26 protein-coding genes are annotated in these 24293 nt (G+C 42.4%); 16 read left to right on the top strand and 10 right to left on the bottom strand.

Going from position 1 to position 24293, the window contains the following annotated elements:
• Positions 1 to 137 precede the first annotated feature (137 nt).
• Both L1271_RS20125 and L1271_RS20120 read left to right on the top strand, forming a co-directional pair.
• Positions 138 to 1232 (top strand): sensor histidine kinase, encoded by a 1095-nt coding sequence (locus tag L1271_RS20125; RefSeq protein WP_235368645.1) that lies wholly within the window; start codon positions 138 to 140, stop codon positions 1230 to 1232.
• A gap of 11 nt (positions 1233 to 1243) precedes the next feature.
• Complete coding sequence (locus L1271_RS20120; RefSeq protein ID WP_010607256.1) at positions 1244 to 1885, top strand: response regulator; 642 nt, start codon at positions 1244 to 1246, stop codon at positions 1883 to 1885.
• A gap of 55 nt (positions 1886 to 1940) precedes the next feature.
• On the opposite strand, the gene L1271_RS20115 is transcribed toward L1271_RS20120, so the two are convergent.
• Positions 1941 to 2189, bottom strand: a complete 249-nt coding sequence (locus tag L1271_RS20115; RefSeq protein ID WP_102056316.1) for a DUF3297 family protein — start codon at positions 2187 to 2189, stop codon at positions 1941 to 1943.
• Between the two features lie 132 nt (positions 2190 to 2321).
• Positions 2322 to 2645, bottom strand: coding sequence for a DUF7709 family protein (locus L1271_RS20110; RefSeq protein WP_010607258.1), 324 nt, complete (start codon positions 2643 to 2645; stop codon positions 2322 to 2324).
• A gap of 95 nt (positions 2646 to 2740) precedes the next feature.
• On the opposite strand from L1271_RS20110, the gene L1271_RS20105 reads away from it, so the two are divergent.
• Positions 2741 to 2926: a hypothetical protein gene (locus tag L1271_RS20105; protein WP_010607259.1), complete on the top strand. Its 186-nt coding sequence runs from the start codon at positions 2741 to 2743 to the stop codon at positions 2924 to 2926.
• 39 nt (positions 2927 to 2965) lie between these two features.
• Here L1271_RS20105 and L1271_RS20100 read toward each other — a convergent pair whose 3' ends face one another.
• The gene (locus L1271_RS20100; protein WP_029215910.1) at positions 2966 to 3379 is read right to left on the bottom strand and encodes a GNAT family N-acetyltransferase; all 414 of its coding nucleotides are present in this window, start codon (positions 3377 to 3379) and stop codon (positions 2966 to 2968) included.
• Between the two features lie 99 nt (positions 3380 to 3478).
• Here L1271_RS20100 and L1271_RS20095 point away from each other — a divergent pair, with 99 nt between their 5' ends.
• Entirely contained in the window at positions 3479 to 4318 is an 840-nt protein-coding gene (locus L1271_RS20095) for an SPFH domain-containing protein (RefSeq protein WP_416348746.1), read from the top strand.
• A gap of 71 nt (positions 4319 to 4389) precedes the next feature.
• Here L1271_RS20095 and L1271_RS20090 read toward each other — a convergent pair whose 3' ends face one another.
• Positions 4390 to 5502 carry a TRAP transporter substrate-binding protein gene (locus L1271_RS20090; RefSeq protein WP_235368644.1) on the bottom strand — a complete coding sequence of 371 codons (1113 nt, stop codon included), beginning with the start codon at positions 5500 to 5502 and terminating at the stop codon, positions 4390 to 4392.
• A 502-nt stretch (positions 5503 to 6004) separates the two neighbouring features.
• Here L1271_RS20090 and L1271_RS20085 point away from each other — a divergent pair.
• The 8 genes from L1271_RS20085 (at position 6005) to L1271_RS20055 (ending at position 13615) form a co-directional block, all read left to right on the top strand.
• Positions 6005 to 6580 (top strand): hypothetical protein, encoded by a 576-nt coding sequence (locus L1271_RS20085; RefSeq protein ID WP_235368643.1) that lies wholly within the window; start codon positions 6005 to 6007, stop codon positions 6578 to 6580.
• Between the two features lie 154 nt (positions 6581 to 6734).
• Positions 6735 to 7367, top strand: coding sequence for a hypothetical protein (locus L1271_RS20080; protein WP_102056314.1), 633 nt, complete (start codon positions 6735 to 6737; stop codon positions 7365 to 7367).
• Between the two features lie 244 nt (positions 7368 to 7611).
• The gene (locus L1271_RS20075; RefSeq protein WP_235368642.1) at positions 7612 to 9108 is read left to right on the top strand and encodes a cytochrome-c peroxidase; all 1497 of its coding nucleotides are present in this window, start codon (positions 7612 to 7614) and stop codon (positions 9106 to 9108) included.
• Between the two features lie 20 nt (positions 9109 to 9128).
• Positions 9129 to 10601 (top strand): ATP-binding protein, encoded by a 1473-nt coding sequence (locus L1271_RS20070; protein WP_235368641.1) that lies wholly within the window; start codon positions 9129 to 9131, stop codon positions 10599 to 10601.
• A 12-nt stretch (positions 10602 to 10613) separates the two neighbouring features.
• A complete protein-coding gene (locus tag L1271_RS20065; protein WP_235368640.1) occupies positions 10614 to 11312 on the top strand; it encodes a response regulator in 699 nt (232 codons plus the stop codon).
• 222 nt (positions 11313 to 11534) lie between these two features.
• Positions 11535 to 11759 carry a hypothetical protein gene (locus L1271_RS24880; protein ID WP_328266130.1) on the top strand — a complete coding sequence of 75 codons (225 nt, stop codon included), beginning with the start codon at positions 11535 to 11537 and terminating at the stop codon, positions 11757 to 11759.
• Positions 11710 to 12792, top strand: coding sequence for an MBL fold metallo-hydrolase (locus L1271_RS20060; protein ID WP_235368639.1), 1083 nt, complete (start codon positions 11710 to 11712; stop codon positions 12790 to 12792). The genes L1271_RS24880 and L1271_RS20060 overlap by 50 nt, the downstream gene beginning before the upstream one ends.
• Positions 12793 to 12892: 100 nt before the next feature.
• Positions 12893 to 13615 carry a hypothetical protein gene (locus L1271_RS20055; RefSeq protein ID WP_102056310.1) on the top strand — a complete coding sequence of 241 codons (723 nt, stop codon included), beginning with the start codon at positions 12893 to 12895 and terminating at the stop codon, positions 13613 to 13615.
• A gap of 52 nt (positions 13616 to 13667) precedes the next feature.
• On the opposite strand, the gene L1271_RS20050 is transcribed toward L1271_RS20055, so the two are convergent.
• On the bottom strand, positions 13668 to 15038 hold the full coding sequence (locus L1271_RS20050; RefSeq protein WP_235368638.1) for a hypothetical protein: 1371 nt from the start codon (positions 15036 to 15038) through the stop codon (positions 13668 to 13670).
• Positions 15039 to 15171: 133 nt separating this feature from the next.
• Between L1271_RS20050 and L1271_RS20045 the strand changes: the two genes are divergently transcribed.
• Complete coding sequence (locus tag L1271_RS20045) at positions 15172 to 16557, top strand: hypothetical protein (RefSeq protein WP_102056308.1); 1386 nt, start codon at positions 15172 to 15174, stop codon at positions 16555 to 16557.
• A 100-nt stretch (positions 16558 to 16657) separates the two neighbouring features.
• Here L1271_RS20045 and L1271_RS20040 read toward each other — a convergent pair whose 3' ends face one another.
• Together L1271_RS20040 and L1271_RS20035 are read right to left on the bottom strand one after the other, a co-directional pair.
• Complete coding sequence (locus L1271_RS20040) at positions 16658 to 16906, bottom strand: hypothetical protein (protein ID WP_102056307.1); 249 nt, start codon at positions 16904 to 16906, stop codon at positions 16658 to 16660.
• Between the two features lie 222 nt (positions 16907 to 17128).
• Positions 17129 to 19810, bottom strand: a complete 2682-nt coding sequence (locus L1271_RS20035) for a DUF2339 domain-containing protein (protein ID WP_235368637.1) — start codon at positions 19808 to 19810, stop codon at positions 17129 to 17131.
• A gap of 242 nt (positions 19811 to 20052) precedes the next feature.
• Between L1271_RS20035 and L1271_RS20030 the strand changes: the two genes are divergently transcribed.
• Positions 20053 to 20601 (top strand): carbohydrate binding domain-containing protein, encoded by a 549-nt coding sequence (locus L1271_RS20030; RefSeq protein WP_235368636.1) that lies wholly within the window; start codon positions 20053 to 20055, stop codon positions 20599 to 20601.
• Between the two features lie 196 nt (positions 20602 to 20797).
• On the opposite strand, the gene L1271_RS20025 is transcribed toward L1271_RS20030, so the two are convergent.
• From L1271_RS20025 to L1271_RS20015, 3 genes are all read right to left on the bottom strand, one after another.
• On the bottom strand, positions 20798 to 21364 hold the full coding sequence (locus L1271_RS20025) for a hypothetical protein (RefSeq protein ID WP_017217868.1): 567 nt from the start codon (positions 21362 to 21364) through the stop codon (positions 20798 to 20800).
• Between the two features lie 128 nt (positions 21365 to 21492).
• Complete coding sequence (locus tag L1271_RS20020; protein ID WP_010370628.1) at positions 21493 to 21741, bottom strand: hypothetical protein; 249 nt, start codon at positions 21739 to 21741, stop codon at positions 21493 to 21495.
• A 232-nt stretch (positions 21742 to 21973) separates the two neighbouring features.
• The gene (locus L1271_RS20015; protein WP_235368635.1) at positions 21974 to 22282 is read right to left on the bottom strand and encodes a hypothetical protein; all 309 of its coding nucleotides are present in this window, start codon (positions 22280 to 22282) and stop codon (positions 21974 to 21976) included.
• Positions 22283 to 22436: 154 nt separating this feature from the next.
• Here L1271_RS20015 and L1271_RS20010 point away from each other — a divergent pair, with 154 nt between their 5' ends.
• Both L1271_RS20010 and L1271_RS20005 read left to right on the top strand, forming a co-directional pair.
• Positions 22437 to 23573, top strand: a complete 1137-nt coding sequence (locus L1271_RS20010) for a sensor histidine kinase (RefSeq protein WP_233525211.1) — start codon at positions 22437 to 22439, stop codon at positions 23571 to 23573.
• A complete protein-coding gene (locus tag L1271_RS20005) occupies positions 23570 to 24184 on the top strand; it encodes a response regulator (RefSeq protein ID WP_010607277.1) in 615 nt (204 codons plus the stop codon). The genes L1271_RS20010 and L1271_RS20005 overlap by 4 nt, the downstream gene beginning before the upstream one ends.
• Positions 24185 to 24293: the final 109 nt, after the last annotated feature.

Genomic DNA, 24293 nt, shown 5'->3' with positions numbered 1-24293 from the left:
GCCTGTCCCAGACGTCATGATGTAAAACCATGACTTTTGGCCTATAGGCACAACCTTGTTACTTTGTCATACTTAGTGAAGAAAACGGCAAGAGGACATAAGCGTTGGCATTCAGCACATTAATCGCAAATCGAGATATGAGAGATTTACTAGCGCTGATCACATGGGCTGCCCTTTTAGCTATCTCAGTATACATAACGAGTCAACACCCTGAAGCGCCCGAAGTATCTCTCTTTAGCAGCTTTTTCTGTTTCTATGCGCTTGGCTATCTCATTGGCACCTGCGAGCAATGTCAACACAAATTACGATGGCTTGCCCTAGTCCTCATGCTATTTTCAGCCTTTGCCTGTGGCTGGATCCTGCAATTTGGATACCTATCCATTCTTACCATTATCTGGGTTGCCGTTGTCGCTTATTTGCTCCCCATTCGCGTATCAGCTTGCTTCACCCTCATCATCGTATTGGCCTGGTTTACAATGCAGAGTGTAAAGCAACAGCATCTACTTTGGATTGAGGGATTACTATATGGCTTGTTTCACTTATTCGCCTTGCTATTAGCCACCACCCATCAACGAGAACAGCAAGCTAGGGTTGAGCTACAAAATCAACATGCTCAGTTGCAATCCACACAACACTTGCTTTCTGAGCTGTCGAAGCACTCTGAGCGCACCCGCATCGCGCGGGACTTACACGATCTGTTAGGTCATCACCTCACGGCACTCAGTATTAAGTTGCAAATAGCGCAAAGAATGACTGCCGACGCACCAGCACAGCAGCAAATCCTAGAATGTCAAAGCGTAGCTAAGTTACTACTCAATGATGTAAGAGATGCCGTGGATATGCTCAGACAGCACAGAGATATTGATTTTCATCAATCGCTTACCTTACTACTCCAACATACTCCTGAGCTAAAAGTGCATGCAACCATTCCACAACATATTGCTGTTGACGATAGCCATATAGCACAAGTGCTGCTGCGCTGTGTTCAAGAAGCAATAACCAACAGCCTAAGACACAGTCATGCGAAGCAATTTTGGATTGTAATGACGGAAGATGAAGAAAAGCTTTTCGTCAATATGCATGATGATGGCTATATCACTGAACAATGGCAAAAAGGGAATGGTTTAACGGGGATGTCTGAACGCGTATCTGAGTGTGGTGGCCACTTGCATCTCTATGAGCACAATCGTGCCCTACACTATAAAATTGAACTCCCGTTAACTCCACAGTAAGGACGATATTGATGAAAGTAGTCGTGGTTGACGACCAGAAACTCGTAAGAGAAGGCATTGTCACTTTATTACAATTTAACGAAGAAGTTGAAGTGATTGCCCAGTACGACAATGGTCAGACGTTACTTGATGGGCTATCAGAGGTTTCACCTGATATTATTCTACTGGATCTATCGATGCCAATTATGAACGGTATCGCTACTTTGAAGCAGCTAAATAGTCGCGGTATAACGATCCCAGTATTAGTGCTAACAACCTTTGATGACCCCAAACTCGTTCTGGACAGCTTAAGTAATGGAGCCAAAGGCTTTGTACTTAAAGATATCGCTCTGGATTCGTTGGTGAATGCAATGAAAACCATCCTCAATGGTGAAACCTACTTTCAGCCGGCAATTACAGAAACCCTATTAAAGTATGCACCAAAACTCGACAATGATTTTTCTGAGTTCAAAGCCACAGAGACGCTTAGCGTACGAGAAATAGAGGTATTGAGACTGGTTGCAAATGGTTATTCCAACAAGGAAATAGCCGAAGCCTTACACAAGTCAGAAGGCACAATCAAAAATCACGTCTCCAATTTACTTTCTAAACTGGGTGTGAGGGATAGAACCCGTGCGGTGCTATTAGCAATCGAGATGGGAATATTACAGTAGCTTAAACAAAGCGCACCAATTTACCCCTGAGCAGATTGGTGCATCGTCACAGCGCTTAGCAATAGTAAGCTTCAACCGTTCCTTTTGATTTAATTAGCAAAGGCTGACCTCGGCGATCTAGCGCTTTTGGCGCAGCGACTTTGATCCAGCCTTCACTAATGCAATACTCTTCAACATCGGTACGTTCTTTTCCATTAAAACGAATGCCAATGTGGTGCTCTAGTATTTCTTTAGCATAATGTGGGCTTCGAGGATTGATAGAAAGTCTATCTGGTAGTGCTGGTTTTTCGATTGAATCTGTCATCGTTTTTCTTCAATTATTTAAGCATGCTGTATTGTAGGTAATCCCACGCGTGCGCTCAATAGCTGAGCGTCTTATAATCGCAATTGAATTAAAAACTGTATCGATTTAAGAGCACTATGAGGCCTCTGAAGTTTAGCTAACGTTATTACTTAGAAATGCCTTGGCACATTCACCCACGTATCGACGGCCAGGATTATCTCCACTCAACCATTCTTCCACAGTAAACAGCTCAAATAGACCGATTTTACACAGCGTTGGGATTGCAAGCTTTAGCTCGTCCTCTACTTGTCCTCGCTCACCAGCATTGTAAAGGTCAATGTTATGCAACATAGTTGCTACTGTACCCGTTTGCACTCTACTACCATCTTTTAATTGTACCGATGGTAAGCACTCACCTTCTCTTACTACCTTTTGATTTACCGCAGCCAACTGCTCAGTGTTTTCTACATTTTTCATCAATATATGCTTCCTATAAATAAAATACCCATCCCCCTTGCACTCTCCACTTTTCTCGATAAGATAAACAATGAAGTTAACACAAGGAAACAAGTATGAAACTTAAATTAAACAAAAAGGCGATTAAGTCCCTTTCAAAAGATTTACAAGACTTACCAATGGCGCAAACCCCAAATATTGCAGGTGCTGGCAATCCACCTTTATACCCAGAAAGCAAGTTCGATCAAGGCTGTCCTTGGTTTACACACTTTCAGGTTCGAACTTGTCCAAATCCGTATTAATGCGCCATTGTGGGTAAGTACTCTTACCCACTAAACTTGTTATAACACCTTTACCATAAAATACTTACAGCCATCTTTAGGGTAATGTTCTTGGATCCATTGGGTCTCATAGCCATGCTTTTCATAAAATGGCATTGCCTGAAAATTTAAGGTATCGAGTAAGCATTTCACGCACCCTCTTTGTTTGGCTGCCGCTTCTAGGCTTTCTAGTATCTGTGAGCCGATATTTTGACCCCTTAGTGTCTCAGAAACCCACAAAGTATCAAGCAACAACCAGTTGCCAAAAGTACGCGCGGCTGCACCTGCAACAACCTCTCCAGACTCACCCTTTACTTCAACCGCCAATGGAAGACGCTCTGTGACCTCCCAATTAGCCCAGTTAAACTCGCTAATTTTACTACTTAAAAAATCGACAAATTGTTGCTCAGGATTTTCTACCACGGATATTTTCACTACTGCGCTCCGGTTGATATCGTTGAACTAAGGTAATTGTTGTTCGCTTTAGTATTGTCACCTATCATAGCGAACAAAGTACCTATAAAGGAATCATCTATGATGAAATCAAAATCTAGCATTGGAAGCTCAATTATATCTATTATCGTGATTGGCATTGTGTTACTTTTTTCCATCACATCTTGCACTAACCCCAGCACACCCGCAGGACATGAAGGCTATGTTTTTGAGCAACCTAGATTTTTTGGTTCTGGTGGTTACCAAGGTAGCTTAATCGGTCCGAGCAACTATGGTTTTTCCCCGCTTAGAAATCAAGTCGTCAATATCGATATGCGTCCAAACACGTATACTGAGCGCTTTGAGATCTTAGCCAAGGATGACTTGAATATCAGTTTTGATTTTCATGCAGTCATTGCAATTAAGCCAGACACAGTAAAAGATGTCGTCGAAAATTATGGTGCAGAGAATTGGTATCAGCGTTTTGTTCGCGAAACTTTCAGAACCTATGTTCGCGACGAAGTCCAACAATACGACAGCGGCGCATTAAAAAGCAAACGCGAACAAATTGCTGAAATCGTCACAAAACGTTTAAAAGGCTACCTACAGTTAGCGCCATTTGATATCAAGCAAGTGGTGATCGGTAACATTAATTATCCAGATATCGTAGCCAATGCTGTAGAAAAGAAACTCGCTGCGCAACAGCTGCTAGCAGAAAAAGAAACTCAAAAGGCCATTGCGAAAAAAGATGCGGAAATTCGGATTGAAGAAGCAAAAGGTATCGCTGAAGCGCAAAAGATCATCAACGCCACACTTACTGCAAACTACTTACAACATGAAGCGATAAATGCGCAGCTAAAAATGGCAGAATCTCCTAACCATACAACGGTTTATATTCCGGTTGGCACCAACGGCATTCCACTGGTTAAAGAGAGTCGATAACAGAGTACCAATAATTCGTTTGAGTTGGGAGTAACAATAGCGAGAAGGCCAGTTGTTGCTCTCAACCAGGGCTATTGAGTAAACTCTTTTTCTGTCGCATTTACCAGCTGTTGAAATGCGCGAGTACTGCCAAGTAGCTCTCGCTTTACCTTGTTCCACTGTGCATTGTGATGACCAAACTTTAATTGCCATTCGCGCTTTTCGTCCACACTTAAAGGGTGCAGCTTTGCGCCCAAGGCCATGAGCTCGCGCTCACAGCGTTTTTGCAGTTGCTCAATCTGCGCAATATGAGTATGAAATGTTTGCTTACTCGCGTCCTCGATTTCCCCTTTTAAGCGCAGTGGCAAACTATCTAACCAATGCTGATTTGCGACGGTCACCCAAGCATCGGGGACACTTTCGAGTAAAGCTACCTGCCCTATCTCGCTTTTAAGCAGATCAGGACCTGCGAACAAACCAATAACGCTAGGGTCAATAACCTCTATATGTTTTGTTCTTGCCATTTTGGCCACTTGCGCCCAAGGCACATCAATAACATTTGCCGACGTCATACTGTAAAAATGACTCAAAACCATAGAAGCAGGTACTCTTAGCACCACTCCTTTGAGTTTTTCAGGCAAGTTAATTAAGCGGTTGAACTGTTTTGTGCTTGTTAATGTGCGACCCCCAACGAGATGATGCATTAAGATATTCAGTTTTCCTTGTTCACTAATAGGCTTAATAACAAGTGACTGCCATTGTGGCGAACAAATTAGATTGAGAAACTCGCGATTTGAGCTCGCCCAAAATGGGATATTAAGGATATCTAGCACAGGTAACGCCCGAGACAGATTTGACACAGAGATAAGTGCGGCCTCCACATGTCCACGAGTCACTGCCGCCATTAACTCGCGGCCACTTCCAAGCGCGCCACTATGGTGAACATCAACATAGATTTTACCGCGAGTCATAGACTCAACATTCTTCTTAAACACTTGATGCATGTGCGGGATAAAGTCACTTTGATCCGCAGGGTATGGGGAAGCTAATCTTAAAATATGGAGGGCAGCACTGCGCTTAGCCATTTCTTGTTCTCGTTCATCTTCTGAGAGTAAATTTAGTGCAAGTACTTGGCTAACCGGAAATGAAGCACTCAAACATGCCGCTAGTGAAGCTTCAAGAAATTGACGTCTACTCTTGGACATGGCAGTACAACCTAAATTCCATACCTCAATTAAAGATAGCTGTTTGCTTTGCTGTTTCAACCTATAGTTACATAGCTTTAGCCGCACCTATCACAAAATTCATGCTCCTCTTACAATTGCTAACAGCGCCAGTCTATCTTCTAATTTATGGAAAATGGAGCCCTATCTATGCGTATGCCTCTTTGCTTTTTTGCTGTTCATTGTGCTCTGAGCTTCAGTGTGCTGGGATGTGAATTAGCTGTTGTAGCATAAACGATTGCCGTCATCCCTTCTGTTTCAAAACCTGATTGCTATTTTTCACAGGATAAAAATGCAAACCTGCGCCCAGTGCGACAATATGTAGAACCTCTAACGCCAAACTATCCAGATGCTGCAATACCTCTCAATTTCGATAAGGTTCAGTCAGCCTGTAAACTGAAGAGTGACACCATCCATTGCCAGTTTGCTGACCGACAAGGCGCTTTGCCTTTAGCTAGTCAATACCAACGAGGTCGGTTAAGCTATGATCCAGTGGCGCGTAGACAACCACTATTTTATTGGATGGACCTCGCACGACCCAGAAAGACCTGCCGGATTTATGGTATTATCCACCACCAAACCCGCTTATTGGTTACCAGTGGAAGATGCTTGTAAAGCAAGGCTCAGCACACGAGTCGTGACGCTTAATAGCAAAGAGAATCTCTGTCTGAATCATCAGGGTATTTGGCAGCGCAGTAACACACAGTCACTACCTGCGCCTTGTGAAAACCCATACTCTGTTGCTACCGATAAAAATGGGGTGTGGGCTTTGCAGCTAAACAATGAAAATCAAAGTTGGAATATTTGCCACTTTGATCACGCATTACAACTCGTGAAAGCATATCAATATCAACTTGACATACCGCAATCGCTAGCGCCATACAAGCTTGTACCTACGTCTTTTTCTCAGGTTACCGCCTTATTCGGCGAATATGACAATGCGCCAGCATACGCATTTGATATTAGCGCTGTTGAGCCGATGATTCTATCAGCCTTCCCAAGCTCAATACGTCGCATACAAATCCCACTTACACGAGCTAAATATCGGTTAAGCGAATGACTCAATAAAATACGTGGTGGGACTTCTTTAGCTTTAAATAGGAAATATGAATAAGATCTTAAAAACAAATAATATTCATTTTATTTACATATGTAAACAAATATGAAATGATGCCAAACTTCTTTGTTCATATTTTAATTAAAGGACTTATACTATGAAAAATAAACATATCTTGCCGGTCGCGGCTTTATTACTCTCACCGTTAGTACAAGCAAATAACTCGGGTTACTATATTACTGATGTCGATGTATATAAGTATGGTGAACGTGCAACTATGGTTCCTGAGCAAAACCCAATCCCAATGTTAATTCCTGATCACGTCTTAGTTGGCATTGGTGCTCGAGCCGGAAAAACAACGGTAACTACCATCACCTTGTGGTATCGTCAAATATTAGGCAATGGTGAATTTGGTCAGATTTACAGCAAAAACTACGGCAGCAAACCAAGTCACGAACTTGAATGTCAGTACGTAAATACATCCGACAATATCGCAATTACAGGTATGGAGTGGCGCATCAATGGTTCAGATGATATTGCAGCGCTGCGGGTGAGTTACCGAAAATTTGATAGTCAAGGAAATCTAGGCTCTGAGATATTCTACGGAACGGGAGTTAAATCAACGAACCAATCAAAAACCTGCTATGACCCAGGAAGTGGCGGTATTGAAGTTTCATATTTCCCACCAGCATCAGGTAATAACTCTGTTGTTACAGGTGTTGGCCTTGTTAATCACAATGAAAACATGGATTCAATGTGGCTATATCGCGGAAACTATGTAAACAGATAATACAGTGTAATTCTTTGCTAATTGCATAAGATCTTCACGCCACGAACAAAGTTAATCATCATAAAGCGTTCGTGGCTTATGCTAACACAATGTTTTAGCTAAAATAAAAACTAAAATACAAATCACTTCTAAATATTTTACGTTCGATAACCCTTCATCCAAAACAAAAATTTCCATTTTCACATTCTCTGCACTTTTGCCTGCCAATTTTAAAACTCGAATCACAATAAGGTTTGGAATAACGATGAACAACGCGAACTTTCTACGTGCAATGGCACTTGTTACCGCTGTGGCAAGTTTACCAATAGCAGCACAACATAAGCCTCTACCACCTCCGCCTCCAGGCCAGCCACAACCAAACTCAGCACTGGATGATGAACTCTCACAAATTATGCGCGCTCGCGGTATTACTGGCAGAGTCGCAGGTGCGCAGCAACTACCGAGGATCTCAGATCCCATTGCTCAGCTCGGCATGCAGTTATTCTTTAGCAAGGCCCTTGGGGGAGAAAAATCAGTCGCCTGTGCGAGCTGTCACGACCCAAGGCTCGGTGGTGCCGATGGCCTTTCGTTGCCAATAGGTACAAACGCACTAGAAAGTGATGTGGTAGGCCCAAGTCGCCAAGCAGTCAACGATAACATCAATATTCCACGTAACTCTCCCACCATTTTTAATACCGGATTTGCCAACAACGCTTTATTTTGGGATGGCCGTGTTCAACGTGTGACTATCACTGACGACCAAGGCAATGAAAGCAGTTTTATCAGTACGCCTGATTCAGGTTTTAACCAACCAGATGTAAACGCGGCAGATTCACTAGTTGCAACCCTGTCTCGCTTTCCTGTCACCTCTCGTGAAGAAATGCGTGGTGAGGCTTTCGAAAGTGCCGAAACCAATGAACAAGTCCGCTCACACTTAGCCCAGCGTATTGGCGATTACGGTGAAGAAGCAGGAGGTTTGGCCACCAATGATTGGCTTCAAGCCTTTAGAGAAGCATTCAACTCGCAAGCTGACGCGCAAACCTTAATTACCTTTGATAGTATCGCTTTTGCACTCGGCCAGTATCAAGCGTCATTTGTGATGGTGGATACCAATTGGCATCGCTATGCCCGAGGTGACCGTGGCGCACTCAGCGACAAACAAAAACGTGGTGCTAAACTCTTTTTTACTCCTATAGCTGAAGGCGGTGCAGGATGTGTTGGGTGCCACAGCGGTGAACGTTTCACTAACGATGGTTTCTTTAACCTCGCCTTTCCACAGTATGGTATTGGTACACAAGATAATCAGGCCGATATCGGACGCGCTGCAATTGACCCTTCGACTCGCAACCAATTTGCGTTTAGAGTCCCAAGCTTAATAAATGTTGCCCTGACTGCGCCATATGGTCACGCAGGAGCCTACGAGTCGTTAGAACAAGTGGTCAATCATTACTCAAACCCTGAGCAAACCGTCGAGCAATTTTTTCAACGTGGTGGTGCTTGTGGATTAAAGCAGTTTTCCTTAACCGCTCAGTGTGACACACTAAACCTACAAGCGAGAGAAAATAGTGAAGCGGCGTTAACGTTACTGCGCCAATCACCCTTTGTTGCCGCCAATTTAGCGCCACAACAAAAGCAGGATCTCGTTGCGTTTTTACATGCCTTGACAGACAAGTGTGCAAAAGACCAACGGTGCGTAAGAAAATGGATGCCAAACCGTCGCACACCAGACCCTGATAATTTACGCTTGCATGCACAACGTTAACCGGTGGAATAACAACAACCATGAAAATGACCATTCGCGTCAAACTATTGCTGATAATTTTGATAGCCAACACCACATTGGTGCTGGCTATCTATATCGCCAATAAATTAGCGTTTGAAAAGAGCTTTACTGCCTATCTTGAAAATACCTCTCGAGCACAGCTCAAAGAGGTGGTAACGCAAGTTGCCGAGACTTACGCACGCCATGGTTCTTTGGACTGGGTGTATCGAGGCTCAGAAGATTGGGACAGCATAGTACGTAGCTTTTATGGTCTTTCTGAGGATGAGCGACCGCGAGACAGGCTACATTCTCGTCCACCACCAAGACATCGTGAAAGAGGCGAAGGAGGGCCAAGAAGACGTGATGGCCCCCCACCGCGTTTTGACAATAAAAAACGCCTGCTGATCAAAGACGCACAAGGCAATATTATTATGGGCACACCGAAAAGTAAGCAGACTTCGCTGTGGTTCCCAGTCTATCAAAGCGACCATTTGGCGCAGCCTAAACGCAAACAGATTATCGCCTACTTAGGTGTCGAGCAAAGTGGCTTGGTACGCAATGACTTCGACCAACTGTTTGCAGAGCAACAACGTAAACAGTTCATCATCATTGCGCTCGTCGCCCTGTTGGTTACTTTAGTGATTGCCGTGCCTTTTAGTAAATATATGGTCAACCCAATCGTGTTGTTGCGCCGCAATGCAAAAACACTGACACAAGGAAATTACGATGCTCGCGTCGATATCGCGAGTAAAGACGAACTCGGTTTGCTTGCCAGAGATATGAACCGTTTGGCAGACACATTAGCGCAGAATCAAATAGCTAGGCAGCAATGGATAGCGGATATTTCGCACGAGCTACGCACGCCGATTGCCGTGATCCGCGCGGAACTTGAGGGCATGATTGATGGCATTATCGCAAGCAATCCCGAGCAACTGATGTCGCTTAACGAAGAGATCCAACGATTGACTCGGCTGGTGGACGATTTACATCAACTATCGCTGTCAGACCGCGGTGCACTTACTTACAACATGGATAAAGAAAACCTTTACGACCTGCTTTCACGCACATTCGCGAAAAGTAGTCACCAAATTGAAAAGCACCATCTTGCTTATTCCTTGCAATGCGATGAGCATATTACCTTAGAATGTGACGAGCAGCGCCTTGGGCAGCTATTCGACAACTTACTGCAAAACACCTTGCGTTACACAGACTCCTCAGTTGAACAACCGGGAAATCTCGATGTAAAAGTCATACAACGACAAGATAAAACGATAATTTACTGGCAGGACAGCGCACCTTCTGTACCACAAGAACAGCTAAACAAACTATTTGATAGACTCTATCGAGTAGAGGAAGCGCGGAGTAGAAAAACGGGTGGCTCTGGCCTTGGTTTAGCCATTTGCCAAAGTATTGTTGCTGCCCACAACGGAAAAATCACTGCGGGCTTGAGCGAACTGGGTGGTCTCGCTATTATTATTGAACTGAAAAGATAATGAGTTTCCCCCGTGCCAAACAAACATATTTTAATCGTCGAAGATGAACCAAAACTTGCCGATATTTTAAGTAAGTATTTGGCTCAAGCCGAGTATACCTGCCACTGTGTTCATGATGGCGCTTTAGCTGAAGAGGCTTTTAAACAACAGCAACCCGCCCTTATCTTACTCGACCTCATGCTGCCTAACCTTGACGGTATCGAAATTTGCAAGCGGATCAGAGCTTATTCAAACGTGCCAATTGTCATGATCACCGCCAAAGTAGAAGAAATCGACCGTCTCCTTGGTCTTGAAGTGGGTGCTGATGATTATGTGTGTAAACCTTATAGTCCAAAAGAAGTCGTCGCAAGGGTGAAGGCAATTTTAAGACGCGTGACGCTAAATGAGCGCGGCACAGTGTCAGAAACCGAGAGCAAACTTAAATTGGACGAAGAGAGCTTGTTTGTCTCCTTCCTCGACGCGAGAGCGACGCTCACTTATGTCGAGTTTATGCTCTTAAAGGCAATGTACGGACACCCGTGCCGAATTTATAGCCGCGACTTATTGATGGATCACATCTACGATGACAGCCACATTGTTAGCGACAGAACCATAGATAGCCATATTAAAAATATTCGTAAAAAGCTGCAAAGCATCGCGCCTAAATACGACTTTATCCACTCTATTTACGGAGCGGGATATAAGTTTGAGGCGCAGGAACGTAATTCCTAGTCTCTAACCCACAATGAGCGTTGGGTTATGCACTAATCCAACTCTCACCTAAGGCTTAATTCACCGCTACACCCCATTCCCTTTTATTGGTAAACTCCAAAAAATAACTAGGGCCTGTTGATCTTTCAAGTTTGTTTTTGCAGCAGTTTGATTGGTATTTATACAAGGCAGAGCCAGCGTAGCATAGTCATTCTATGTAAGTCTGGCGATAACACAGTAGAAATGCTAATCAAGCGCTGCCCTTTGGGTTCATCTGAGTGCGCTTTGTTCATTGTTGCTCAACTTTTGCCTAGATTACTAGGCTGCAAGTCGAGCGCCGCGACCAAAACACACTCAGAAGAACAAAAATCAAACAGCAAAGGTCAACAGGCCCTAATAATTATAAAAAGGAATGGGCATGAAAAGGCTTGCTTTGGCAGTCATAATCACATTAACAGGCTGCAGTAATAGTAATGTTGTAGAGCGAATAAAATCTGAGTCTTCCGTGGTAAAACATAGCTCTGTAGAAGGGTATGAAGATAGATATTCCAACATCTACAATAAGTTTAAAGATTATCCCGTGACCTGCGAAAAAAACTGCTATCCAGTCACCCAACAAATTCAATGTCAGTCCGAAATGCAAGATTGCACGTACGTTGGCAACAACCCCACTCTCTCGCTCAATACCGGCTTTGCTATCCAATGGCTCGGACATGCGAGTTTTAAAGTCAACACCAAAGATGGGCAACAGTTTTTGTTTGACCCCGTCACGGCTCAATTTGACTGGCCTGTAAACTGGGCATTTCGCCTCTCAGAAGGGTTTAATCGCAATCAACCTGCACAGCTCAGTCAAACAGAGTTACAACAAACCAATGCCGTAATGTACTCCCACATTCATTACGATCATTTTAACAAGCGCGATATCGAAGCGATTGGTACTGGGCCAAATTACCTCACCCCACTTGGATTTGCAGAGCACTTTCCTGAAGATGGATACAAGGTTTCTGAAATGGAGTGGTATTCAAGCAAACAACTTGGTGAAGTAACTGCACACTTTGTGCCTGCAAATCACTTTAGCAGCCGTATTTGGGTGCCGTTTTTATACGAAGATCATGGCGCTGCACTATGGGGTGGCTGGATATTAGAACACCAAGGCAAGACTCTATTTTTTGCTGGAGATACGGGATATTCACCACATTTCAAAGATATTCAAGAAAAATATGGTGATATTGATGTGTGCCTACTTCCAATTGCCTCATACTACAGCGAAGAACATCCTGATTGGTATCGTAAAGTACACACCACACCAGAAGATGCACTGACTGCCGCAAAAGAGCTCGGCTGTAAAGTCATGGTGCCTTGGGGCTATGGCAATGCTAGTTGGAAAATGGGAGATAAAACCTCACATTCAGCGCTTTTCCGCTTACTGCATATGCAACAAGTGCTAAAAGCCAAAACGCCACTGTATATTTTAAATGAAGGCGAAAAAGTCCATCTCTAATCCAAAAAGGCACCATAGTCAGATTACATAAAAATAACATTAAACTATAATTCTAAGTTGTCGATAAAAGATCGTTACCTATACGTAGATAAGGAAATATATGAAGATTATAAATCAACCAAGAGAAACGTTGGTAAACAGTCTATCAACTGTAAGCTCAGATACAGTTGCTCAGACTAAAGTCGAGAGATCCGGAGACGCACTGAAAAATGATACATTTTCTCAAACAGCTAAGCATGTGACCCCACCAGTTTATGAGCGACCAATAACGATAGGTGTATCAAAAGAGGTCGAGCAAACGATAAAAAGTGCAAGCGTTATGACTGGTGAAGCAATCGCCGAGCTTTATCTGGGTGGCAGCATGTTTAAATCGGCGGATAGCATGTCTAAAGAATATGACAAAACACTCTCGGATATTGCCACTGAACGACCTGAACTGACTGAAAATGAGTGGGGGTTTTCAGTCAACGAACAGGGCGAATTGAAGGTGACAGGTAATATCTCGGCTGAAGATATTACTTATTTAGAAGGAAAGCTCAATAGCAATAAGGCACTAGTCAACCTTGCAAATGAAGTAAAAGCCAACTTCTTACAATATACGCAGATGGAACGAGACGATAATGGCGGCACCAGTAAACTCTGGGGAAAGTATGATGTTACTAGCGAAAATTTCGCAGATATAATCGACTTCAAAGCACTGATGGATGGTCCTAGAGAAACACAACAAACGACTCTAGCACTAGGAAGACAATTGACTGGGCATGGATTTATTCAAAATATTGCTGAGCAGCTGGGACAAAATGCAACGGTTAGGTATTCTTAATCTTTAATCAAGAGGCTCTAATATCCGTTAAAGCCTCTAATATACCTTTGGTCTATGAAGGCGTACTGGAAACTAACCTTTGGTAACATATATGTGCGAAATGTACCCATGGAAAGTTATCACCGCCAACACCTATCAAATCCACTTTTTCATCATCATTTAAGTCAACATTGGTAGGTATCTCGATTCGCCATGCACCTCGTTCAAATTGCGACTCCCAAGTATTTTTATAGCCCATACTATAGTCGACATGCCTAACTCGCGCTTCGTTTTCATCGCAGAGATTCAGATCAACTAGCCCGGAAATTATACCATCCGAATTAGAGGTTTGCTGATAACCTACCATACTGTCAACTGGGTTGTACCAATCCTTTACAAACTTCAATGTAGCCGTAGCTCCCTGAACCGGTGCTCCTGTAGAATCTTGTAGCACTAATGACCAATTCAGTTTGTGATAAGCTTGAGTTGTGAGGTATGGGTTACTAAATGCGGAATAAGGGATGCGAATTACACCATTTTCCCCAGAAACAACGTGATTGCTAAATGAGGTGATGATAGAAGCAACTTGCAAACTGTAGGTGTTACTCGGGTTAGCCGAAATAGCTGTGTTAGCCCTAACCCTGATGTTGATTGGTTGATTTTCCTGCAGACCTGTAACTGGGATATATTTACCTTTATCTATTGGCATCCACCCATTATTGTAAATCTCGAAAATATATTCATTAATGTTTGTACTTTCAAGCTTCAAAGAAAGATCTTGTCCTCGAACAGCTGTAAACTGAAAATAATCTATGTCCGTAATACTATCCATGTTCCCGACAATATTATTTTGTCTATCAGGTAAAATCGTTGATGAAGCGACTGTATCATTGAATTCATTTGCATCAAGCTCAGTTGCAACTGCAGCACCGAAGTTAAATGGTGTACCATCTGATTCCACAACTTCGATATACCAGTAATAATGCCCAGGTTCCGTCAATATAACAACTGATTCATCCTGATTTCCGGGATTTTTCGAAGAACCCAGTAACGTATATGTATCGTCATTGTTATGGCGTAGAATAGAAAGATCTACATTAGTAGCACCAACTTGATCCACTAAAATAGCAGTGGTCTTACTTCGTTCCGTAATTTCAAAATGGTAGCAATTTATATTCCCAGCCTGAGAATTTGTTAACGTATATAGGTTTCCAGTATGTAATGTTGGACATGCTGGTGTTATTTGCGCCACACTCTCTTTAATCGCAAATGATACTTTCTGAAGCGGCTTAACGTTTGATGGATTTGTAAATAGAGTTCGCATTCTTTCATCTACATTAAACTGTCCAATCTCTCCCATTGATGGGAGTTCATGCGCAGCAGCGACACAATTAAAACCCACACCAAAAGCCAAGAGACCAACTAGATGATATGATAATTTCATTTAACTTTCCTTTTAAATATAAGATTACATAAAATAAACAAAAGAACAGGTAATTACAATTTAATTACACTCATTTTATCTAATATTTTATGGTAATATTTAAGCGCACAATATCAGGAGGCACCATACCCGAGTGAGCAGAGCCAAACTAAGTCAAGACGAAAGCTTATCTTTTAAAATCAACTATCAACTCCTTCCCAAAGAGACAAACCAACTCGACCTGTATTTTTCAATCCCAACCGATATGGGGATTAATACCAACACATTGAACGAAGTAGACTACTTTAATGCCAATATAAAAAGTCACAGTGCATATTACTCGGAGCAGCTTCATCTCCCCTTGGTACGTAGCCGCTTTATCAGCCAAAGCAAAGGTCAAAAAACCGATTACCGCGTTAATCTAAACCTATTTTGCTACCAGATCCGCATTGCGCTAGATGCCGATGTAAAACAGACATTGAAGCTAAAAGAGGCTGATGAGTTTTATCCAGCCGCACAATTATTAGTGGAAGAAACCGAACGCCTATTGAAAAAACTCAGGCGTTACACGCCACCAGACAATAAGCTTAAGCCTTACTATCAAAACGCAGATAACTACCTCAGTTGGCATACTGAGCAAGCGTTTTTAAAACTCATCGCTAGCGGGCCTAAGTCAAGCGACTTTAGTCACGAACGAAGCTGTATTGTTAGTTTCTGTCAACGAGAGAGCCAATACCGCGAGGAGCAGAGCTACAACTCGCAAGTCACGTTGGATGACCCAAACCGCATTACCAATAAAATGAAGTTGCTTGAAAGACTCATTGAATATGGTGTTGTTTTTAACAAACAAACCATCGACTTAAGTACCAACCTAAAGCGTTTAGTTCGCGGAGTGGTTACTGGTATTATCATGGCCTTTGTGATGTTTATTGTGCTCAACGCCCGCTCTAACTTTCAAGAAGTCACCGTCGCCCTTATTGCTTTGCTTGGCGTAATTTATGGCCTTAGAGAAACGTTCAAAGAAGACTTAACCCAGTGGGCATGGCGTCATATTCAACGCGGCCGGCCAAAGTGGCGCAACAAGTTTAAAAACTCAGTAACGGACGCCATCGTTTGTACACAAACGATATGGCTGGAACATATTCGCAAAAAAGACCTACCAGAAGACGTTGATAAGCTGCTAAAAAAACGTCGACAGCAAAATAAACAAGCTGCGCATCTACTGCATTTTTGCTGTAAAAACCAAGTACATATTGATGAGTTTTTACCCGGTTACGAAGAAGTACAGCAACGTATCACCTTTAACATGAGTTCGTTTGTACGCTATCTAAAAAAAGGCGCAGGAAAGCTTTATAGCCTTGAAGGGAAAAAGGTCTCGAAAAAGTCAGTTGAACGTCGCTATCAAATCAACTTGGTAATGCGGTTTAAATCTTCTCAAGGAATACAGTTAGAAAGGTATAAACTCACCATGAACCGCTCTGAAATCGTCGCCATAGAGCTTATGGCAAGCGATTCCGTCTATATTGAAAACGACGCTTAAGCACTGACGCAGCTTCGTATAACCACCGACAAAACGGATTGGAAGCAGGTTTATCCTGCACTCCAATCTTAAATCCAGCCATGCGGCTACTCAAAGGATATTAATGTGCTTTCTTTGGTCCGTAACGAACCATGTCTCTGCCGTTTTCATACACGTCTTGAGATACCCAACGACCCAACAACAATTGGTGTTTATCATCCAAAATCGCAATAAATGGTCTGCCATCGCTGTTGTTCGTTGCCAGTGCCACACCGGCCACGTTTTGCAACCCTAAGCCATCGTTATCAATTAGCAACAAAAAAGCTTCCAGCTCGTCCAAAGTTTCAATGATATCTTTATCGTTGATCATCTCTTTACTCTCACTTACTCAGTATGCCGCGTAGAATACCAGTTCTGCTGAAATGATTGAACCCAACACCAAATGCCGTTTAACCAGAGTGACCCATACAGAAATCCAAAACAAAGCAAGAATAAGCGAGCAATAAATAGTCGGGTTAAACGTAGGGTCAACAGCAATGCGCGGCGCGCACATCACTGTTGACGGTGGTTACTGCTTGTAAAAATGTAAGGATCAGTCCACCGTTGGTTTTACCTCTCTGGGCTGATCCTGCATTTTTTGAAACAGCCAACCAATTCCCACCAAACATAAGCCTAAACCGATAAAAGACAAGGCGCGCAGCAAGCCTTCGAGGTTTGCCATATCGACCACAAAAGCTTTTAAAATAACAATGGCTAGCCCTGCAAAACCGGCATTAATCAGCACTTTATGCTCTATCCGCTTGGCAACAAAAATTAATACGGTTGAAATCAATAGCCAAACAATCGAATAGGTATATAACTCGGATTGCTCCATCGGCATCGACAGCACAAGGAAACCTTCATGAAATAACGCCCGAATTTCACCATTGATAAACAAGACCCCTAGCAAGGCTATCAGCCCGTATACCAAACGCTTAAATTGCGGTGGTATTAACTTAAACTGGAGCATGAAAGCGAATACGCATGCTGGTACCAACCACTGCAAAAGTAACCAATTAAACACGCCGTCTCCAATATATTGCCTGTCAAAAAACGGATTATTGGCAAACGAAATATCGGCGTGGAGCAACGCGCTTCCAAGTAATAGCAAGCTAGCTGCAAGCGGATAAAGTCTGTTGCCCTTGTCGCTGAGCTGCCCTCGCCACAGATATACAGCGCCAAGCACCAGCCAATTCAAAGCAAGCAACACGGATTCTTGGAAACCGAGATTAGTAAAATCAGGGTAGTCACCAATCACGAGATAACTTGTTTCGGTCGTAACCAGAAGCGCCACAATATGCATTGCGACGCCCATAAACCAAGTGTTCAGGGCCTTTGAAGGGTTGTGTTTGGTAGCAAACCAAATGATGCCCAGCACCAGCGGATAGACCACAAGTGTCCAATGTATAGTTAAAATCGTTTCGTGCTTGTAATCTGCAAGCCAAGGCGCAAAAGTAAGACGGGTAACAACGGCAATAAGTGCAGCCTTATACAACCAATCAGGTATACGCACTTTGTACTTCCAGCTCAAATAACTCATAGACGCCACTTGTGCCGCAATCGCTAAAGTCAACGAGCTTGCCGAGAGTAACATCGTAAAACACAAACTCAGCATGGCATTCGCCAAAATAAGGTAAGTGACCTGCTGAATATTAGTATCCGTTTTCATCGCACAATACGAAGCGAAGAGCCCGATGGCCAACATCTCAACCGCCCATACAGGATATAAAATTGCTTCTGCGACTCTAGGAGAAATAGCGTAGCTTACACCGTAAAGCGCAAGTGGTGCCACGTTCAACAGCATCAAATAAGCGAGTCTTGATGGATATCGCTTAATCATCATCATGCTAAATAACATCGTGATGACCACTGCTACTTGGATAAACAAATACTTACCGGTGAAAGGAAAAAGTACGTCGTCGTAAGTGCCCACTTTGGGCATCAAGTAGAATGAGAGAAGTACAAACAATAGTAAATAAAATGGCCAACTATCCAATGCACTATGTCTATAAGCCGCACACAAAACCACGCTAGCAAATAAGACATTAGCCCAAATAAGCGTATCGATTTGGGTTTTTATTATTAGCGCACATGCGATAAGTAACAGTGGGAGTAAAATTCCCAACTGCTCTTTCCTTGGCATTAATAAATCTTTGACAGGCAACGGACTTATCATTGAATTCGTCAGTCGCCAACCCAGTACGTCTACCAACACATATAAGTACATAGAGATAAGCGCAAAAATCAGCAGCACCCAAAAGTCGCCGCTTCCACCAACCGCAACCGCGGTGCAAAACCATAAGAAATGCCCAACAAAGCTTTGCCACCACAGCCATTTGCGCTTCACATAATCCGCAACCCAAATCGCAGAGAGTGAAACAAAGCTTATATACAGCAGTAACGCACCGATATTATTAGAACCGGTCGATACCAAAGCAGGCACGACATACGCACCAACGATGCCGATACCTGCGAGCACAGGGCCAAATCTCAGTGCCAAAGAGGTCGCAGCCAATGAAATAATGGCGAGTAAAACAAAGGCCATATTAGCCGGTATAAAATGATAGAAATCAAAAGCAACCAATGTCATGGCAAAGCAAGTGATCACGCCACCACTGGCAAGTGCTGCAGAAATGTATGGCGTATTAATTTTTAGCTTTTCTTTGTAGCGATTTACAACTTCAGCGGCAGTAACCAAGCTAATTCCAAAAAGGGCCCCCAGTATCACTCGCACACTAGGGGGAAGAAGTCCGGCTTCAATAGAGTACTTCGCTAGAAAAACGCCGCCCAAGGCTAGCACTACGGCACCTATCCAAAAAAGTCCATTCCCTTTTAATAAAGAATCTAAAGTAAAGTCAAATTCAAAGGCTGGTTTACTCTTACTAGGCTTGGCTCTTGCGATAGTCACCATACTGTCGCTTTCAGGCTGCTGAGGTTGTGTAGGATTGGCTGTTGCAATGGAGCCACCCAATGCTGTTCGTGCAGTTAATGATGTGCTATCAGCTGTTTCGTCATTCCTTTGTCCACGCACAGAAAGCTTCTTCTCTGAACGTGCTTGATCTGAGAATTCACGACCTTCAAGTGTCGAGATCCGGCGACTTTGCTGCTCTATCGTATTTTGTAACTGATGTACTTTTTTGACAAGTTGCTTAAGCCTTTGTCTATCTTGTAGAGCAAAAACAGCGCCAATAAATACAAAAAGATAAAAAATAAAAGAGATAAACTCCGTTTCCATACGATTCCTTATTTGTTTGCTAGACCCTAGCTAACCTGTATTAGAAACAGTATGAGATCAACCACACCAATAAATCAATCTCTCATGATAGGTGCCATAACTTTAGCAAGCCACATTAAAGTATGATGACTTGAAATTTTCTAACATTGGCCAAAAATGCACATGCGCCCCGTTGTCATATTACCCCCTTGTAAATAAACTAAAAAATTATATTTTAGGGACGTTGTTCTAAGGATCTTTCTATGCGTTTTTTATCACTTTTATTCGTTATAGCGGTTTCTGGCTGTAGCTATACTCAGCCGAACTTAAAGTCAAAACAATGGCGTTATGCGACCGATCCGCATGGCAGCCAAGCAATTCTGAATGGCCCACTTGTTCATGAAGATCAAGTTGCTATTCAGTTTAAACGCGTGCCGCGAGTCGATAAACAAAACAACTCTTGGGTAGAGCTTATTTACGACTTGCCCACTAAACAGCTCCCCTCTCAATTCAACATTGCACTGACGTATAAAAGTGATAACGCTTTGATAGTTAAGTTATCGCAACAGGAGTATGGCGGCTCAGGTGATAAAAGCTATGCTCACTACCAAACTAAATTACCAGCATCAGATACTTGGCAAACAATCAACGTAGCTCTGAATGATTTTGCCAGACCCAACTGGACACCTGCTTGGTCAAAAGACAAAGGGGTCATACTCAAGCATGTTTCCGCACTTTACTTTGTACCAGGCTTGACAGACACAGAAGGTGGCGAAGCAAGCCTTGCAATAAAGAGTCTTCGAATTGAGTAATTTAGCCAATTAAATTGATGTGCATCTACATGTGGGGTATTCCACTTTACTAAACAATCGCTGCCAATTTAAGGTTAAAGCGAATAACGTAAACGCAATGATTTGAATATGATTTTTCAATAACGCAGAGTGTAGCCAGCTCATATAATTGTTAAATTATTAGCGCTGGCTAATCAGGGAGTAATTAAGCGTTAGATTACGCACCTAACGCAGTTAGCTTTTCTTTTAATTCTTCTTTATTGATTAGACCCATTTCGTGCTGCTTTTTGGTTTTACGAATTTCATCGAAATTGTCCAGTTTCAAACGTGCTTTAGCCAGCTTAGTATCAAACTCGTCTTGTGAGATAACATCAAGCTTTAGCGCTTTTTCTAGTTTCTCTTTTTCACCATCAAATTCTTTTTGGAAAACCGCTTTTTCCTGGATAACTATCTGATCTTTTAGTTGCTTCTCGATAGCGATAACTTCCGCTTCCAGATCGTCTTTACGCTTAATTAACGGATCGATACGCTCGATAGTGTCTTGCAATACAGCTTCAAGATTTGCACCATCGTTTTTGATTAGGTTTTCAATATATTTGCGGCCAATATCTTGGTATGCAATATTAAGTTGACCATCGATTGACGCGATATCTGATTTCAAACCTGCAAGCTTTGCATTGTCTTTCGTTGAAGACACAATATCACCGCTTAGTTTACTGGTAGATTCACCAATACTACTGCCAATAGATTGCGCTTGAGTTTTGAATTTATTTAATAGACTCATGGTTATTTTTCCTTAAATAGATTGAGATTTTCAATTTATGTAATATCTAATACGGCAGACAAACCGAAAAAATATATTTCAGATTAATTACGTAATAATTATCAAGCCCAGAGTATCTTGATTTAACTTTAAGACACTCGTTTCTTGCGCTTCGACATGATGCGTTTAGTGCCACTCCACGCCATCCAACAGCCGAATAACACAGCTCCCACGACCAAAGAGTAAATAGCAAAAGAGGCGACTTTAATAATAAAAATGACGAGCAAGGTGATAAATAGCACAACAAACAGCAAAAGTTTTGGTGATTTAGCTAGTTGCTTGGCAATAAAAGAAGGTAAAAACGCACTTAATATGCGCTCCAATCTTTGAGCATTCATAACACTATAATCCTTGTGTTTAAGTGAGATTATTTTGAGACGGGCAATAGGTTATCAGCTTTATTTCTACCTGCCAAATTAATTATAGGTTAATTATCAAACTGAACAATCCCTTTCTTCAAACTAGTTACCAAATGAAACCAACCAGGAAAATAAAAATTAAAATTAAAAATTTACAACAACTTAAAGAAAGCCATCTATAAATTATGGGGTTTAAATCCTTTTCATTTAATCAACAGTCAATAGAATTGAACCACCTTACCCATGATTCAGGTTCTGATAAAATAAATTTGAACGTTTGATTACTCTTTAATGTAATTTGGATCGCTTGAGTTGTAAGAGGAAGCAGTCCTGCGCCTTTGCCAAGGCACTGTTCAACCTTAATCACATCAGCGACATCAATTTGATATGGACCTAGCCCCAGCAAGGTATTGAAAGGAGTAAAATGCAGTGTATCTGCCGTCGCCCATAATCTTCCATCAGCACGAGCGACGCCACATTGAACAGTAGCCATTGAAGAAATCGTTGCCATATCCGTCATAAATAAGCCTCATATGAATTACCGATATCCATCACTATCTTAGTAAAGTGATGTCACGTCACCAGTGATAAATCTCATATTTTGACTATGACAATTATCACTGTTCTCACCATAGCGATTCTGTAATAATCAAAAATAAAAACTTTGCGCAGAAATGATGGACTCTCCTATCCGCCATACAACAGACTGGCGTTTTTCAACACTTGCTTCTTGGTTAGGTGTCACACTTGCATGTATGTATTACCGTAACTCTCAGCTCGCATTGGTCGGCCAGCTAATCATTAGCGGTGCCATTTTGACATTGCTGTTTTTTATCATTCACAACCCAAATAAGCGAGTCCATGCGGCAGCCTGTACCTACCTAGTATTGATAGCGCTACTTATGCAGGTATCAACAACTTCATTAGTTTTTATTCATTTGGTCATGTTTTCTGCAATTTTTAGTCCGCACTTTTCATTCCCTAAAGTTCTGTCTGCCGTGTTACTTGCTATGCTGGTATACGGATTTACACACTATACAAGGTGGGAGGGTAGCGTACCTTGGATCACCTTTGCTGTTTGGCTATTTTTTTGTGCAATGAACTGGTTTGTCAGCAGACGCATAGTTGAGAGCCTCAATATGCACTACCAATCTCGGCAAAATTACAAAGAGCTTAAAGCCGCGCAACACATGATGGGAGCCATGTCAGCAGCGCAAGAAAGACTCAATATTTCCCGAGAATTGCATGATTCACTAGGCCATAAACTCACAGCACTGAGTATTAATCTTGATTTCGCAAAAAGAACGGCAAGCGAAGATATGGAGCCAACCCTAGCGAGTTGCCATCAACTAAGCCAAACTTTGCTTGAGGAAGTAAGAAGTATCGTATCCACTCAGCGCCACAATAAAACACTCTTGAAACAAGCACTAGAAGCAATTTTCACGGCCACACCCAATTTGCGCTACACCTTAAAGCTAGACCGTGGATCAGAACAAATCTCGCAAGCGCATTCACTCTGCGTGATCCGTTTTTGTCAAGAAATGGTAAGCAATACGCTCAAACATACCAAAGCAAATCATATCAATTTTGAGGTCGTAATTGACACAGCAAACCATAATCTAAAAGCTAGCGCCTTTCACAACCAAAGCGAGTCTAGCTTGCCAAAACAAGGCAATGGCTTATCTGGGCTACATGAGCGACTAGCACTACTTAACGGCTCATTCACACAAAAAATTGAAAATCAAAAGCTCATCAGCTCAATAACCATACCTGTACCCGAACTTAACCTTTTATCCGAGAATATTACATGATCAATTGCCTACTCGTGGAAGACCAAACCTTGGTGAGGTTAGGCCTAGCCAACTTGCTTAACCTTGACGAAAACATTTGTATAAAAGGGCAAGCTGAAGACGGTATACAGGCACTTGAGTTACTCGCTTCACAACAATTTGACATCATCTTACTGGATATGCGCATGCCTAATTTAGATGGACTAGGTGTACTTAATGCATTGCGCACTAACGCAATACCCACTCCAGTTTTGATTATCACTACCTTTGAAGATTGCGATGTATTGGTAAAGGCCATTAATCTTGGTGCACGGGGCTATGTACTTAAAAATATTGAACTAGAGGCATTAATCGACGCCATCCAACAAGTGATTGCAGGGAAAAAAGTGCTACAAAGCGCTTTGACGACTTACCTTCTAGATCAGCAATTAGCACCACAAGAAAAATTGACTGAAAAAGAACAAGCAGTGTTGCGCTGTTTATCTCTCGGCATGTCAAACAAAATCATCGCCAACACCTTACACAATTCCGAAGGCACCATTCGCAACCATGTCTCTCAAATACTCGCAAAACTTGAAGTTAAAGACAGAACCCAAGCGGTCATAAAGGCGATTAACCAGAGTTTGATTTAAATGAAGCTTAACCGTGACGATAGCTGGTTATTGAAAGTGAGCTCAATCCGGTTAGCGCCAAAGCTGACGGCTAGGATGGCATTAACTATCCGAAGCTAAGGTTATTTAT

It is taken from the genome of Pseudoalteromonas sp. OF5H-5 (assembly GCF_021530695.1).
Lineage (GTDB): Bacteria > Pseudomonadota > Gammaproteobacteria > Enterobacterales > Alteromonadaceae > Pseudoalteromonas.
Note: the sequence above shows the minus strand (reverse complement) of the source record. Positions and strands in the feature narration are given on the sequence as shown.